Below are 14,352 nucleotides of genomic sequence, written 5' to 3'. Positions count from 1 at the left end.
TCTCTATAAATGAAGGTTTTGCAGAGGTCTCGATAGTAGTGTAGGTTATGATGCGTACCCCATGGCTTTTGCCTCTCCCCTTATCACAAATTTGCATTCTGATTTTGCGAATTCCATTTCCTAAATCTACTCCTTGAGTAGGATTGGATAGTAAGGAACGTTCGAGATTTAATAAATCCTCTTTGATGTTTCTGTACTTTTTGGCAAGCCGTTTTAACTGCTTATCAAAGGGAATAATAGTTTCTATGCTATAATTCTTTCAATAAAGAAGCTAATGGTCGACTGGTACTTTTGCCTTTTTTTACTAATTTCATCTCTCTTAATCCATCTCTAATATCATCTAGAATTTCTTTTTTCTCAGCTTTACTCATTTCCTGTTTCTCCTCTCTTTTTAGTTTGTTAAGGTACTTGTGCAATTTATTGAGTGCATCCGTATTTCCAAATAAGGATGCAACATCGTGTAAAATCGATTGCTGTAATTCTAATGACTTGTCCATAGTCTTCCTCTTTGCAGGCAAAGATAATGCTTCTTTATTGGTGCAGCAAATATTTTTAGTAACTTTGTGGACAAAAGAAATGCGATGAATGTAAAGATAGAAGAGTCGTGGAAAACGCATGTTGGTGAGGAATTCGAGAAGCCTTATTTCTCGCATCTGACTGATTTTGTTCGGCAGGAATATGCTCAAGGCACTTGTTTTCCGCTGGGACGATTTATTTTTAATGCCTTTAATTTGTGCCCATTCGACAAGGTGAAGGTGGTCATTATTGGTCAAGATCCGTATCACGAATACGGTCAGGCGCATGGACTCAGCTTCTCTGTGAACGATGGAGTGCCGTTTCCGCCGTCTTTGCAGAATATCTTTAAGGAGATAGAATTGGATTTAGGGTGCCCTGTTCCGTCTTCGGGAAACCTCACACGATGGGCAGAACAAGGCGTATTGTTGCTGAATGCTACGCTTACAGTGCGTGCCCATGCTGCCGGAAGTCATCAGCGTAGAGGATGGGAAACGTTTACCGATGCTGTGATTCAGGCCTTGAATCGTGATAGAGAACATTTGGTTTTCATTCTTTGGGGTGGATATGCACGTAGCAAAGTGTCGCTGATAGACCGTTCGCGTCACTTTGTGTTGGAGTCGGTACATCCCTCTCCGCTCTCCGCTAATCGTGGTGGGTGGTTCGGGAATCATCATTTCTCGCGGTGTAATGCTTATCTTCAAGAGCATGGTATCGCACCTATACAATGGTAAAAAGCATGGATAACGAATTACATATTATACAAATAGGGGATGTATTGGTATCTCCCGACATCCTGACAGAGAAGTTTTGCTGTGATTTAGAGAAGTGTAAAGGTATCTGTTGCATTGAAGGTGATGCCGGAGCACCAGTGACTTTAGACGAGATAGGGGGCATAGAAGACTCGTTGGATACTGTTTGGAACGACTTATCTGCCTCGGCTCAGTCGGTAATAGACCGTCAAGGAGTGGCTTATAGCGACCGTGATGGCGACTTGGTGACAAGCATTGTTGGGGGAAAAGATTGTGTATTTACATGTTATGAGAACGGTACGTGCCTCTGTGCATTGGAACGTGCCTATAGAAAAGGGACTACGCGATTCGTGAAACCCATCTCTTGTGCACTTTATCCTATACGTGAAAAGACTTTCAACGATGGTACTGTAGGACTAAACTACCATCGTTGGGAAGTGTGTAAGGATGCTGTTGCCAAAGGTAAAGCGCTTGACTTGCCGATATACCGGTTCTTAAAAGAACCATTGATACGTCGGTTTGGTGAGGACTGGTACAAGGAATTGTGCGCAGTAGCCGAACAGTTGTTGGGCTTATGACTTTCGATACTCTGTAGGGGACAAACCTACATGCTCTTTAAAGTACTTACCGAAGAAGCTCTGATTGTTGAAATTCATCTCTTCGGCAATCTCTCTAATGCTCTTCATTGTATTCTTCAGCAATACACGAATTTCTAAAACAACGTATTGGTCAATCCATTCGTTGGGTGTACGATGGCTTACTTGTTTGATAACTTCAGAGAGATACTTGGGCGTAATGTACATCTGATTGCTGTACCAACTTACCCGTCGCTCCTTTCGATAATGTTGTTCTACAAGTTTAATGAAGTCGCTGAAAATCTCGTTGGCACGTGGTTGGCGATTATTAGGTGATGTTTGAAGGTGATAAATCACGTTGCTGATGTCGTAAATCATTGTTGTTAGCATTGATTTAGTGGTCTCGCGACGGAATTGATGTTCCTTGTTTTCTACCTTACGCTTGATAATATTGAAGTAATTATGTAGTGTTTGGGCTTCGTCTTGTCTCAAGTGGAAGACCGGATGGTTACGTGCAAAGAGGTATAGATAGGATAGCTCACGAATGTTAGCAACGATTTCGTAGAAGAACTCGTAGGACAATACAATGGCTATGGCTTTAAAATCATCGCTCAATACGTAGTTGTTTGCCACCTGACCTTCACTTACGATGATGACATCGTTTACTTGAACGGTGTGGGCAACCGTATCAATGGTATAGTGAGCTACCCCTTTTGTACACAGTGCCATGAACAAACAATGCATTCGGCGAGGCTCATTGGGGAATGGGATATTGGCTAGATCGTCTACTAGGAGTATGTCATCTTCTATATGACTTCCTTGGTATAGCTTTTTAACAGATGGGATAGTGATTTCTTCTAGGCGTTTACTCTCCATACTTCATGATATTACTTGATTTCACAAAGATACAAAATAACATTGAAGAAAAAGTGTTTTATCAATATTTTTAATAGTTCCAATCTTCATGCCAACGGCTTTTGATGCCGATACCCTCTATTTTTTGTATCTGTGACCGACGAAAATTGGTGTCTCCGCTGATACATACTTGTCGGCAATTTGTTATCTGTAGGCGTTGGAATATCTGCTCATCCATTTGTCCACTACAGATATATTGGGAACCATTTATATAGATACATTCGCCTGGTATGGCATCTCTGAGCGTGACGCGGACATAGCCTTGAAAGCCTGTTCCAAACTCATAAAATACCGAATCGCCCTCTACATTGAAATATAGCGGCCGTATTTCTTCTGCAACAACTTCTTCTTGATAGAATGATTGGTGCCATCGGGTAGATCGATTCTGTGGAGATGGAATCATGGTGGCAGGATACCAGCAAGCTAATGACTCGTCGGCTGTGGAGTAAGTATATTCCTCTGACAATCCATTTTGTACTTGTCGACCATCGGGCATGAGTGAAAATGAAGCGCTACGACATAACCATCCCTCGCTTCCATCGTAACTAAAACGCTGCCCATTGACCCATTTTCCATCAAAACGAAAGGCAAACAGAGCCCTATCAAGGTCATAGGCGAGGGGTGAACAGTATACGGCGATGATATTATCTCCCGCTTGTAAGAATCGGGTGACATCGAAAATATGTCCTATACTGCCCGTATCTCCTTTCTCCCGATAAGGTAAACGATAAGCAGTAGATACATCGTAACCATTGACATAAAGCCGAAAATACCCTGTGGTAGCAATGCTGATAGAAGCTTGTGTGGGGCGTTCGTGGAGCGAGTAGGTATGTCGAAACCATACCATGTCGGCTTTGTCTGCCTGAGAAGCCGACATCCATTGCATTCCGAAGTCCTGTGCCGAGATTGCAAGGAAGTAGCATAAAGTTGCAAATAGCATCCACTTCCTCATCTGGTATCGCTTTGTTTTATAACCAAGGTATCAATACCAACCGCAAAGAACAGCGATATATATTTCTTCATGAGGTGTTTAGCGATTAGGTTTCCGTTTGCAAAGATATAAAAAATCACATCGAAATGCAAGAAGGAGAGCAAATGATGCTCTCCTTCTTTTATATTATATGTACGTGTACAGTATTATGCGTCGATGTTAGCGTACGTAGCATTCTTCTCAATAAATTCTCTACGAGGTTCTACATCGTCGCCCATGAGCATCGAGAATATCTCGTCTGCGTCGGCTGCATTCTCTATCGTTACCTGCTTGAGCAAGCGAGTAGTTGGATCCATTGTTGTTTCCCAAAGCTGTTCGGGATTCATCTCACCCAAACCTTTGTAGCGTTGGGTATGGATATTCTTATCGTCCGGACCGGTAGCATACTTGTCGAAATAAGCCTGTCGTTGCTGTTCTGTATAGCAATATTCACTATTCTTGTTCTTGTATGAACATTTATAGAGAGGCGGAGTAGCGATGTAAAGATGTCCTTCTTCGATGACTTTCGGCATGAAACGATAGAAGAGCGTCATAATCAGTGTGTCGATGTGTGAGCCATCGACGTCGGCGTCGGTCATGATAATAATCTTGTCGTAGCGCAACTTGTCGATGTTTGCCTCGCGATCATCTTCGCCCTCTACACCAAAACGTACACCGATACTTTGGATGATATTCATTACAGATTCGGCTTCAAATACGCGATGCCACTGTACTTTCTCAACATTCAGAATCTTACCACGCAAGGGTAGGATGGCTTGTGTATAACGATCGCGTCCCTGCTTAGCCGAACCACCTGCTGAATCACCCTCGACTAGGAATATCTCGCTGCTCTTTGGATCTTTGTTAGAGCAGTCGGCCAGCTTTCCGGGCAGTCCACCGCCACTCATTACGCTCTTGCGCTGAACGCTCTCACGAGCCTTGCGGGCTGCAATACGTGCCGTAGCGGCCAATACTACCTTCTCGCAAATCTTCTTCGCTTCGTTAGGATGCTCTTCCAAATAGTTTGCCAGCGCTTCGCCCACAGCCTGTTGAACGGCTCCGGAAACCTCACTGTTACCCAACTTGGTCTTGGTCTGACCCTCGAACTGAGGCTCTGCCACTTTGATAGAGATAACGGCTGTCAAACCTTCGCGGAAGTCTTCGCCCGCAATTTCTATCTTGGCTTTCTCTATTTGCTTGGATATGGTCGGCTCCGAATCAGCGTACGACTTCAATGTACGAGTCAATGCTGCGCGGAAACCAGTCAAGTGTGTACCACCCTCTATGGTGTTGATGTTGTTCACGTATGAGTGGATGTTCTCCGAATAGTCTGTGTTATACATCACAGCTACCTCGATAGGGATGCCTTGTTTCTCTGTTTTGAGATAGATAACATCGTCGAACAGGTGGGTACGATGACGGTCTACGTAGCGCACAAACTCCTTCAATCCGTCTTTGGCATGGAATACTTCCTCGCGTGTCTTGCCTTCCTCGTCAGCGCGAAGGTCTCTCAATGTGATGCGGATACCTGCATTCAGGTAGGCCAATTCGCGCATACGCGATGCGATGATGTCCCAACGATAGGTAGTCGTTGTGAAGATAGCAGGATCTGGCCAGAACTGTTGGCGTGTACCACGAAGCTCTGTTTCGCCCACAACCTTAACTGGATAGAGGGGCTTTCCTTTCTCGTATTCCTGCTGATAAATCTTTCCGTCGCGGAATACCTGAGACATCATGTGAGACGAGAGTGCGTTCACGCAACTCACACCTACACCATGCAGACCACCGCTGACCTTATATGAACCCTTATCAAACTTACCACCGGCGTGCAATACGGTCATAACGACCTCCAAAGCCGACTTATGCAACTTGGCGTGCATGTCTACAGGGATACCACGACCGTTATCTTGTACAGTGATAGAATTATCTTGGTTAATGGTTACTTCAATGTCTGTACAGTATCCGGCCATAGCTTCGTCGATAGAGTTGTCCACTGTTTCGTTGACCAAGTGGTGCAATCCTTTTTCACTAATGTCGCCGATATACATGGCCGGGCGCTTACGCACAGCCTCCAGTCCTTCTAGAACTTGGATATTCGAAGCTGAATAATTAGCCTCGGCATTTAGATTTTCTGCCATTTTCTCGATTAGTAATATTTCTGCAAAGATACAAAATTGCCGTGAAAAACAGAAATATTTAGTGTCAAAAAAAGTAAGGGCGCATTCTTTGAAGAATGCGCCCTTACTTACTTGTAAATCGGAATATTATCCTAATTTACTAATATGCAAAGCCAAACTTGACTTCAAGTTAGCTGCCTTATTCTTGTGAATAATGTTGGTCTTGGCTAATTTGTCCAGCATTTTCTGTACAGATGGGTACAACTGGGCAGCTGCATCCTTATCTGTCATTGCGCGTAATTTACGCACTGCATTACGCATGGTCTTTGCGTAATATTTGTTATGAAGAGTTCTTGTCTTTGTCTGACGGATTCTCTTAATGGATGATTTGTGATTTGCCATCTTTACTTTTTCTTTTATTTCTTATTGTAGTCCCTAGGAGAGTCGAACTCCTCTTTAGAGAATGAAAATCTCTCGTCCTAACCGATAGACGAAGGGACCATCGCGTTTAATTTGCGGGTGCAAAGTTAGACACTTTTTCTTATTCCGCCAAATATTCGTGAAGAAATTTTAATAAAAGCCGCGTTTTTTCGCGTTTTTGCACTACCTTTGTCTCATTATGCTCATCAAAACAAGGGCTATCGTACTTCGCGCGTTCAAATTCAGAGACACTAAAATAATTGTCGATGTGTTCTCTGAATGGCAGGGGCGTATCTCTTTGGTTTGTAGTTTGTCGCTTTCGGGGCGTGGAAAGTTTAAGAAGCAACTTTTCCAACCGCTCACACTCCTTGCTATTGAGTTCGATGACAAAGCTCGTGGTTCCTTGTTTTCTTTGCACGATGTGCGTGTAGATATTCCTTATTCATCCATCCCGTTCAATCCTTATAAGTCTACGGTGGCGCTGTTTATTGCCGAATTCCTGTTATATGCCACTCGTGGGGAGCAAGAAAATCCCGCTCTTTATAACTATTTACGTTCCAGTATGTCGTGGCTCGACCTTTGTCCGGCGTCGTTTGCCAACTTTCATTTGGTCTTTACCATGCGTCTGAGTCGCTTCATCGGATTCTTCCCCAATCTCGACGACTATGTACCGGGCAGCCTCTTCGACCTTCGCGAAAGTCGCTTTCTGTTCACCATTCCGCTCCATTCCGACTATCTGTCTGCCGAAGAGACCTCGCGTATCACCTTGCTAATGCGTATGAATTATGAGAATATGCACCTTTTTGCCATGTCGCGTAGTGAGCGTAGTCGATGTCTACACCTTATATTATTATACTATCGACTGCATACTCCCGGATTTCCCGAATTGAAATCGCTCAGTGTGTTGGAGAGTTTGTTCGATGAATAATGGGGAGTAAAAGCCTTATCTTTACCCTCTATAGCCCCACCCCACCCTCCCCAAAGGGGGGAGGGAGACTATTTAAAAGTTTATTATTAGGCTGGATGACAAGTAGACTAGTTAACGAGTAAACAAGTTAACAAAGTTTTGGGAATAAAGGTAGGCAATAGTAGAGACGGAAGGTAATGGACGGGGGCGGGACTGATGACTTTTTATTTCCGTGAAAAAACTACAACGAGGACGGAGAGTGTATAAATAATGTCAATGGAGAGGTGGAGAGAGTTGTCTACTTGATAACTTATCTTTATATTTGTGGTCATGAGAAAAACGAGACACCTATATATATTGTTCTTGATGGTTTTGTTTTCGTTGGGAGTATCGGCTAAGAAAGCGGGAAAGATAGAAGCAAAGCGTAACGTCATTGATGGGGGATACAACTTTTGGTTGTATACTCCTGAAGAGTATGAGCCCCATGGACACGCGCTCCCAGTGGTGCTCTTTTTGCATGGGGCAAGCTTGTGTGGCAACAATCTCGACCGTGTGCGTCGCTACGGAACGCTGGATGCGCTAGAGAAAGGTAAAATAATTCCTGCCTTTGTGGTAGCCCCTCAGAATCCGGGAGGGTCGTGGAATCCGCGTAAACTCAACGATTTGTTGGAGTGGATGGAGAAGAATTATCCCGTCGATGCGTCGCGCGTGTTTGTCTTGGGTATGAGTTTGGGCGGCTATGGTACGCTTGATTTTGTGGGTACTTATCCTGAAAAGGTGGCCGCAGCGATGGCTTTATGTGGCGGAACGACGCTACACGACGTGCAAGGAATGGGGCGTGTGCCGCTTTGGATCATGCACGGTACGGCTGATAGAGCGGTGAATGTGAGGGAGTCGAAGAAGGTTGTGGAGAGTTTACAGAGTGCCGGTAACGACCATTTGCTACGTTACGACTGGATAGCAGGAGGCTCTCACGGACTATTGGCGCGTATTTTCTATTTGCAGAAGACGTATGATTGGCTTTTCTCTCATACGTTGAAAGACAAGCCAAGAGGTGTGGACAGGTCGTTCGACATTACTCGTGAAGACATCAATACGACGTATCAAGAGCTCCGAATGCTGTCGGAAGACTATGATAAGGAGTGATTTGGAGTGAGAATATAGTTAGTATTATTGTAGGATAGCAGAAGCATTCATGGTCAGAATTTTCTGTTGGATGTAGTTTTTGAATTCTTCTTCACCTAATACTTCTATATCGTCGTAGAGTCCAAGTACGAATCTTCCGATACCCACATAGCTTGCCACGTCAATGTTTAGCAGCCAATGCTCTGAGTCATCGGGTGTGAACGCGTCGGTGGAAGCTGGATATTCCTCTATCATCAGGTTGTGGGAGAGTTGCCCCATACGCAGACAGATGGGTAGGCGTTGCTCACTACTGAACATGAAGATATCGGTAAAGAGCTGGCGGTGACGCTCTGTGTGAATCCAAGGTGCGTCGTATGTTTCCACGTCACCGATGCGCGAAAGTTTGAAAGTCTTGTTGGTATGGCTCTTGAGTTCGTAACACCGCACGTCCAGATTGTCGTTTAAGAACATGTAAGGCTCTACTACACGGTCGGAAACACTGCGACTGTGGGGTGACGAATAGTCTTTGAGGCAGACCGTTTGACGATGGTTTATGGCATCGCGTAACTTGTTGAGTATGTCGATGGTGTGGGCTTTAAAGCGGGTATCGGTATAGAAACGGAGATGGTAGAAGCGTTCCAACTTGCGTTTGAGGATGCCTACGACAGGATTTTTGGCGTCGGCAGCTTCCAGCAGGTGGTGCATGAAGGTAGCTTCGGTGTCGGAGAAGTTGACCGACCGTGCTATCTCTTGAAAGAAAGGTGAGTCGGTATCCAGTCGGTAATGGCTGTTTTCATGAACCACGATGAACTCGTTTTCGCGGAAAAACTTCAAGTAATTATAGAGTTGTCGGCGTGTTGTGCCTATTTGTTTGCACAACTCTGCAGCAGTATAGTCGTGCCCATCGGTCATGAGCAACATGAGTTTGAGTTCCTTTGATAATTTCTCCATCTTCTATTGGTTAGCTTAGCAAATATACAAAGTTTTTTTATAATAGTGTTAAACTATAAAAAGAACTGAATATTTTCATTGTTTACTTCTCTCTAAAAGATAAAAATAGTACCTTTGCTAAAGGATTGAAGAAGTCCGACTTCTTGATGGAAGGACACTCCTAAAGAATCTTTTAAATAAACAAAATAACTAATTCTAATATCGACAGTGTGATGGACATGGCGCGATCAGAAGTAAGTTGCGAGATGCCGAAAGCGCTGTCAAACAATAACAAAACCTATGACAAACTATCCTAAGATTGGTATCAGACCAACAATCGACGGCCGCCAAGGCGGAGTACGCGAAAGTCTCGAAGAGAAAACAATGAGTTTGGCCAAAGCCGTGGCCGAGTTAATCAGTTCACATGTTTACAATGGCGACGGAAGTCACGTGGAATGTGTGATAGCCGATAGTACGATTGGACGCGTAGCTGAGTCGGCTGCTTGTGCCGAAAAGTTCGAGCGTGAGGGTGTCGGTGCTACGATTACCGTCACATCTTGCTGGTGCTATGGTTCGGAAACGATGGATATGAATCCTTATTATCCCAAGGCTGTGTGGGGATTCAATGGTACCGAGCGTCCGGGAGCCGTATATCTAGCTGCCGTATTGGCCGCTCATGCACAGAAAGGATTACCCGCTTTCGGTATCTACGGACACGATGTACAAGACTTGGACGATAATACTATCCCTGCAGACGTGGCTGAGAAGATTCTGCGTTTTGCCCGTGCAGCACAGGCAGTTGCTACCATGCGCGGTAAGAGCTACCTCTCTATGGGTACCACTTGTATGGGTATTGCCGGCTCAATCGTAGATCCTGACTTCATGCAGAAGTATCTTGGACTGCGTACGGAGTATGTAGATATGGTGGAAGTAATGCGTCGTATCGACGAAGGAATATACGATCCGGAAGAGTTTGAGAAGGCTATGGCATGGACAAAGAAATATTGTATGCCTAAGGAAGGACACGACTGGAACATCGAACGTAATGGTAAACAGAAGAGTAGAGAGGAACTTGACAAGGATTGGGAGTTCACAGTGAAGTGTATGCTCATCACTAAAGACTTGATGCATGGTAATCCTCGACTGAAGGAACTGGGCTTCAAGGAAGAGGCTTTAGGTCATAATGCTATCTTGGCAGGTGTTCAAGGACAGCGCCAGTGGACCGACTATAAGCCAAATTTCGACTTCCCTGAGTCGTTGGTTTGCTCTTCTTTCGACTGGAACGGTACGCGTGAGGCAGGTGTCTTGGCTACCGAAAATGACTCTTTGAACGGTATAGCAATGCTTTTCGGTCACTTGCTGACCAATAAGGGTGTGATGTTCTCAGACATTCGTACCTATTGGAGTCCCGAAGCTGTGGAGCGGGTGGCAGGCAAGAAGCCTACAGGAGCAGCTGCAGGAGGATTTATACACTTAATCAATTCAGGTGCTACCACGCTCGATGCGACAGGAGCAGTGAGCGATAGCGAGGGTAATCCTACGATGAAGCACCACTGGGAGTTGACCGATGCAGAGGTTGAGGCTTGTTTGAATGCCACTACTTGGTATCCGGCCGACCGCAATTACTTCCGCGGAGGTGGTTTTTCGTCTAACTTCCTCACTCGTGGTGGCATGCCAATGACTATGATTCGTGTGAACAGAGTGATGGGATTGGGTCCTGTTTTACAGTTGGCTGAGGGTTGGACGGTAGATCTTGATCCCGAAATCAATGCTATCCTCGATGGCCGTACCGACCGTACATGGCCTACTACATGGTTCGTTCCACGTCTCGATGCAACCAAAGATGCCTTTAAGGACGTTTATTCTGTGATGAATACATGGGGAGCTAACCACGGTGCCATCGCTTATGGTCACATCGGTGCAGACATTATCACGCTCTGTTCTATCCTTCGTATTCCTGTATGTATGCATAATGTAGCCGACGAAAAGATATTCCGTCCGTCGGCATGGAATGCATTTGGTATGGATAAAGAGGGTGCTGACTACCGTGCTTGTCAGAATTTTGGCCCTATTTATTAATATGACGCTATCCCCCTTGCTATCGGTAAGGGGGATAACTATTTCTATTCGACACTTTAAAACCTGATGAATGAAAAGCAAAGAATCAATCCTTTCTAAGGACGGAGTGAGCTATCTCATTCCTTTTATCCTCATCACTTCGTGCTTTGCCCTATGGGGTTTCGCCAATGATATTACCAATCCGATGGTGAAAGCATTCTCTAAGATATTCCGAATGAGCGTCACCGACGGTGCATTGGTGCAGGTTGCGTTCTATGGCGGATACTTTGCAATGGCGTTTCCTGCGGCTATTTTCATCCGCAAGTACTCGTATAAGAGTGGGGTACTCATGGGACTTGGCCTCTATGCGGCCGGCGCTTTGCTCTTTTTCCCGGCTAAGTTGACGGGTGCTTACTATCCTTTCTTGATAGCATACTTTATCATGACGTGCGGATTATCGTTCTTGGAGACCAGTTCCAATCCCTATATTCTCTCGATGGGAACGGAAGCTACGGCCACAAGACGCTTGAATCTAGCGCAGTCGTTCAATCCAATGGGCTCGTTGTGTGGTATGTTTACTGCGATGGCTTTCATTCAAGCTAAGCTTAATCCCATGGATACAGCCACGCGTGCTACTCTCTCTCCGGCTGAATTCGAGGCTGTGAAAGAATATGACTTATCGGTTCTTATTACTCCCTATTTTGTCATTGGGATGGTCATTGTGGTGATGTTCTTGGTCATCTTCTTCACAAAGATGCCGAAAGGTGGCGACCGACAACACGATATTAACTTCGTTCCGACCCTGAAGCGTATCTTCTCCATCAAGCATTATCGCGAAGGTGTTATTGCGCAATTCTTCTATGTAGGTGCCCAAATCATGTGTTGGACTTTCGTTATCCAATACGGTACACGCGTATTGGTGGGTGAGGGGATGACCGAACAGGCTGCCGAAGTGTTGTCACAGCGCTACAACATCATTGCCATGGCTATCTTCTGCTGTAGTCGGTTCATCTGTACTTTCTTCCTCAAGTATATCAATGCCGGTAAACTGTTGGCCATCTTGTCGACCGTTGCCACGGCGTTGACTTTCGGAGTCATTTTCTTCCAAGACATCAAAGGCTTGTACTGTCTCGTTGGTATCTCTGCCTGCATGTCGCTTATGTTCCCTACTATCTACGGTATAGCGTTGCAAGGACTCGGCGATGATGCTAAGTTTGGTGCGGCAGGATTGATAATGTCTATTCTTGGAGGAAGTGTTTTACCGCCTTTACAGGCTTCTATTATCGACTTGGGCACCATCTTTGGCATGCCGGCCGTAAATATTTCATTCGTCTTACCACTCATTTGCTTCCTTGTTATCATCACGTATGGAGTGCGAATGTATCAAGCAACGAAAGCCACATGGAGAAATTAAAGCGCATATTTGCAGTTGATTTGGGTGCCACGAGTGGCCGAACGGTATTGGGTGCGTTGGAAGGTGACCACCTTACCATGCAAGAACTTACGCGCTTCGAGAACCCTATCATTCAAACCGGAGGACACTTTTATTGGGACATCTACGCCCTCTATAATCAGATTATCACTGCGTTGAAACTGGCAGTGGAACAAGGTTACGAAATTCAGAGCATCGGTATCGACACGTGGGGATGCGATTTTGCTCTTGTAGGTAGCGATGGTGCGCTGTTACGTAACCCTCTGTCGTATCGTGATCCGCATACTGTCGGCATGATGGACGACTATTTTGCCAATGTCATGGAGCGCGACGAAGTGTATCGACTCACTGGTATCCAGCTCATGGCATTCAATTCTTTGTTCCAATTACACGCCATGCGGAAGGCTCAAAACACTGCTTTGGCTGTGGCCGATAAGATACTTTTTATGCCTGATGCTTTGAGTTATATGCTCACGGGACAGGCGGTATGCGAGTATACAGAGGCTTCGACATCGCAGATACTCGATCCTTACAAGCACGATTTAAACGAACGGCTGCTCGAAAGTGTTGGTCTGAAGCGGTCGCAGTTTGGTCGGATGGTGATTCCCGGAACCATTATAGGTTCTGTAACCGAAGAAATCAAGCAGATAACAGGTATTGGTGACATTCCGGTAGTGGCTGTTGCCGGACATGATACAGCCTCGGCTGTGGCTGCCGTTCCGGCTTCTGATGCCAACTTCGCCTACTTGAGTAGCGGTACATGGAGTCTGATGGGCGTGGAGTTGTCGCATCCGTTGATAAGCAATGAGAGCTATTCCGAGAATATGACCAATGAGGGTGGGGTAGATAACACGACTCTCTTCTTGAAGAATATCTGTGGTATGTGGATTTACGAGCGTTGCCGGAAAGAGTTCTCAGAGAGGAAGTCGCATGGTGAACTGATAGCTGAAGCGATGCAGGCAGAGCCTTTTAGAAGCATCATTGACCCCGATGACGCTTCGTTTACCAATCCTCGTAGCATGACGGAAGCCATTTGTAATTATTGTCGGAAGACCGGGCAGCCAGTTCCACAGACTGCTGCCGAGTTCTGTCGCTGCATCTTTGAATCGCTCGCTTTGCGTTATCGAGAGGTCTTAGGCACGCTGAAGCGGCTGTCGCCAGTACAGATTGACGTACTACATATTATTGGTGGAGGGTCGATCAACGATTGTATGAGCCAATTTACAGCCAATAGTTGTGGTATCACCGTGCTTGCCGGACCGCAAGAAGCCACCGCCATTGGCAACATCATGCTACAAGCCAAGGCGGCTGGGATGGTGAAAGACGTGTGGGATATGCGCCGTGTTATCGGGCAAAATACCAGCCCGAAGCGATTTGAACCGCAAGACCGAACCGTTTGGGATAATGCTTTTGCACGCTATCTACAGATATGTAGGGCGTAAAAAAGTTTATTTGATGGCGCTGCAAAGTCTTTTCAGCATGACTGTTTGGGCTTTGCAGCGTTTTTGTTTGCCCTTTGCAGCAATGCTGCGGAGCCCTTGCAGTTATCTAAGTTTAAAGTATACGAGTTGACAAGTGAACAAGATGGAGTTTAAGTGTGTGAGTTTACGGGCAGAGAAATAGATTGTACAAAACAGT

General features: G+C 45.4%; 13 protein-coding genes and 1 tRNA gene. 7 read left to right on the top strand and 7 right to left on the bottom strand.

All coding sequences use genetic code 11. The annotated features are described in order from the left end of the window. Window positions 1–248: 248 nt before the first annotated feature. Window positions 249–497: a hypothetical protein gene (locus HMPREF3034_RS08355; protein ID WP_036896150.1), complete on the bottom strand. Its 249-nt coding sequence runs from the start codon at window positions 495–497 to the stop codon at window positions 249–251. Between the two features lie 84 nt (window positions 498–581). Here HMPREF3034_RS08355 and ung point away from each other — a divergent pair, with 84 nt between their 5' ends. Both ung and HMPREF3034_RS08345 read left to right on the top strand, forming a co-directional pair. Then, window positions 582–1,247 (top strand): uracil-DNA glycosylase, encoded by a 666-nt coding sequence (gene ung, locus HMPREF3034_RS08350; RefSeq protein WP_036896148.1) that lies wholly within the window; start codon window positions 582–584, stop codon window positions 1,245–1,247. A 5-nt stretch (window positions 1,248–1,252) separates the two neighbouring features. Continuing rightward, window positions 1,253–1,843 carry a DUF3109 family protein gene (locus HMPREF3034_RS08345; RefSeq protein WP_036896198.1) on the top strand — a complete coding sequence of 197 codons (591 nt, stop codon included), beginning with the start codon at window positions 1,253–1,255 and terminating at the stop codon, window positions 1,841–1,843. Here the strand turns inward: HMPREF3034_RS08345 and HMPREF3034_RS08340 are convergent. The 5 genes from HMPREF3034_RS08340 to HMPREF3034_RS12645 form a co-directional block, all read right to left on the bottom strand. After that, window positions 1,838–2,716 carry a helix-turn-helix domain-containing protein gene (locus HMPREF3034_RS08340; protein WP_062434755.1) on the bottom strand — a complete coding sequence of 293 codons (879 nt, stop codon included), beginning with the start codon at window positions 2,714–2,716 and terminating at the stop codon, window positions 1,838–1,840. The genes HMPREF3034_RS08345 and HMPREF3034_RS08340 overlap by 6 nt on opposite strands. A 70-nt stretch (window positions 2,717–2,786) precedes the next feature. Continuing rightward, window positions 2,787–3,707: an alpha-L-rhamnosidase N-terminal domain-containing protein gene (locus tag HMPREF3034_RS08335; RefSeq protein ID WP_156431083.1), complete on the bottom strand. Its 921-nt coding sequence runs from the start codon at window positions 3,705–3,707 to the stop codon at window positions 2,787–2,789. A 185-nt stretch (window positions 3,708–3,892) separates the two neighbouring features. Next, window positions 3,893–5,863, bottom strand: coding sequence for a DNA topoisomerase (ATP-hydrolyzing) subunit B (gene gyrB, locus HMPREF3034_RS08330; RefSeq protein WP_036896144.1), 1,971 nt, complete (start codon window positions 5,861–5,863; stop codon window positions 3,893–3,895). A 126-nt stretch (window positions 5,864–5,989) separates the two neighbouring features. Continuing rightward, window positions 5,990–6,244 carry a 30S ribosomal protein S20 gene (gene rpsT, locus HMPREF3034_RS08325; protein ID WP_036896142.1) on the bottom strand — a complete coding sequence of 85 codons (255 nt, stop codon included), beginning with the start codon at window positions 6,242–6,244 and terminating at the stop codon, window positions 5,990–5,992. 27 nt (window positions 6,245–6,271) lie between these two features. After that, window positions 6,272–6,343, bottom strand: a tRNA-Glu gene (locus tag HMPREF3034_RS12645). Window positions 6,344–6,461: 118 nt separating this feature from the next. On the opposite strand from HMPREF3034_RS12645, the gene HMPREF3034_RS08320 reads away from it, so the two are divergent. Beyond that, window positions 6,462–7,190, top strand: coding sequence for a DNA repair protein RecO (locus HMPREF3034_RS08320; RefSeq protein WP_036896141.1), 729 nt, complete (start codon window positions 6,462–6,464; stop codon window positions 7,188–7,190). A gap of 309 nt (window positions 7,191–7,499) precedes the next feature. Beyond that, window positions 7,500–8,315, top strand: a complete 816-nt coding sequence (locus HMPREF3034_RS08315) for a carboxylesterase family protein (protein ID WP_062434752.1) — start codon at window positions 7,500–7,502, stop codon at window positions 8,313–8,315. A gap of 24 nt (window positions 8,316–8,339) precedes the next feature. Here HMPREF3034_RS08315 and HMPREF3034_RS08310 read toward each other — a convergent pair whose 3' ends face one another. Beyond that, window positions 8,340–9,245: a helix-turn-helix transcriptional regulator gene (locus HMPREF3034_RS08310; protein WP_062434749.1), complete on the bottom strand. Its 906-nt coding sequence runs from the start codon at window positions 9,243–9,245 to the stop codon at window positions 8,340–8,342. Between the two features lie 279 nt (window positions 9,246–9,524). Here HMPREF3034_RS08310 and fucI point away from each other — a divergent pair, with 279 nt between their 5' ends. The 3 genes from fucI (at window position 9,525) to HMPREF3034_RS08295 (ending at window position 14,156) form a co-directional block, all read left to right on the top strand. After that, the gene (gene fucI, locus HMPREF3034_RS08305) at window positions 9,525–11,303 is read left to right on the top strand and encodes an L-fucose isomerase (RefSeq protein WP_062434747.1); all 1,779 of its coding nucleotides are present in this window, start codon (window positions 9,525–9,527) and stop codon (window positions 11,301–11,303) included. Window positions 11,304–11,373: 70 nt separating this feature from the next. Continuing rightward, a complete protein-coding gene (fucP, locus tag HMPREF3034_RS08300) occupies window positions 11,374–12,696 on the top strand; it encodes an L-fucose:H+ symporter permease (RefSeq protein WP_062434745.1) in 1,323 nt (440 codons plus the stop codon). Then, window positions 12,684–14,156: a rhamnulokinase gene (locus HMPREF3034_RS08295; protein WP_062434742.1), complete on the top strand. Its 1,473-nt coding sequence runs from the start codon at window positions 12,684–12,686 to the stop codon at window positions 14,154–14,156. Before fucP ends, HMPREF3034_RS08295 begins: the two co-directional genes overlap by 13 nt. The last annotated feature ends 196 nt before the right edge of the window (window positions 14,157–14,352 follow it).

Source organism: Prevotella sp. DNF00663, assembly GCF_001553265.1.
Classification (GTDB): domain Bacteria; phylum Bacteroidota; class Bacteroidia; order Bacteroidales; family Bacteroidaceae; genus Prevotella.
The sequence above is the reverse complement of the archived record's forward strand: the minus strand, read 5'-3'. Positions and strand labels throughout refer to the sequence as shown.

Excerpts from the sequence above, each read along its gene's own strand:
- HMPREF3034_RS08340 (WP_062434755.1), bottom strand. The coding sequence starts at position 2,716 with ATGGAGAGTAAACGCCTAGAAGAAATCACTATCCCATCTGTTAAAAAG.
- HMPREF3034_RS08320 (WP_036896141.1), top strand. The coding sequence starts at position 6,462 with ATGCTCATCAAAACAAGGGCTATCGTACTTCGCGCGTTCAAATTCAGA.
- rpsT (WP_036896142.1), bottom strand. The coding sequence starts at position 6,244 with ATGGCAAATCACAAATCATCCATTAAGAGAATCCGTCAGACAAAGACA.
- fucP (WP_062434745.1), top strand. The coding sequence starts at position 11,374 with ATGAAAAGCAAAGAATCAATCCTTTCTAAGGACGGAGTGAGCTATCTC.
- HMPREF3034_RS08310 (WP_062434749.1), bottom strand. The coding sequence starts at position 9,245 with ATGGAGAAATTATCAAAGGAACTCAAACTCATGTTGCTCATGACCGAT.
- HMPREF3034_RS08315 (WP_062434752.1), top strand. The coding sequence starts at position 7,500 with ATGAGAAAAACGAGACACCTATATATATTGTTCTTGATGGTTTTGTTT.
- HMPREF3034_RS08345 (WP_036896198.1), top strand. The coding sequence starts at position 1,253 with ATGGATAACGAATTACATATTATACAAATAGGGGATGTATTGGTATCT.
- HMPREF3034_RS08355 (WP_036896150.1), bottom strand. The coding sequence starts at position 497 with ATGGACAAGTCATTAGAATTACAGCAATCGATTTTACACGATGTTGCA.
- fucI (WP_062434747.1), top strand. The coding sequence starts at position 9,525 with ATGACAAACTATCCTAAGATTGGTATCAGACCAACAATCGACGGCCGC.
- ung (WP_036896148.1), top strand. The coding sequence starts at position 582 with ATGAATGTAAAGATAGAAGAGTCGTGGAAAACGCATGTTGGTGAGGAA.
- HMPREF3034_RS08295 (WP_062434742.1), top strand. The coding sequence starts at position 12,684 with ATGGAGAAATTAAAGCGCATATTTGCAGTTGATTTGGGTGCCACGAGT.
- gyrB (WP_036896144.1), bottom strand. The coding sequence starts at position 5,863 with ATGGCAGAAAATCTAAATGCCGAGGCTAATTATTCAGCTTCGAATATC.
- HMPREF3034_RS08335 (WP_156431083.1), bottom strand. The coding sequence starts at position 3,707 with ATGAGGAAGTGGATGCTATTTGCAACTTTATGCTACTTCCTTGCAATC.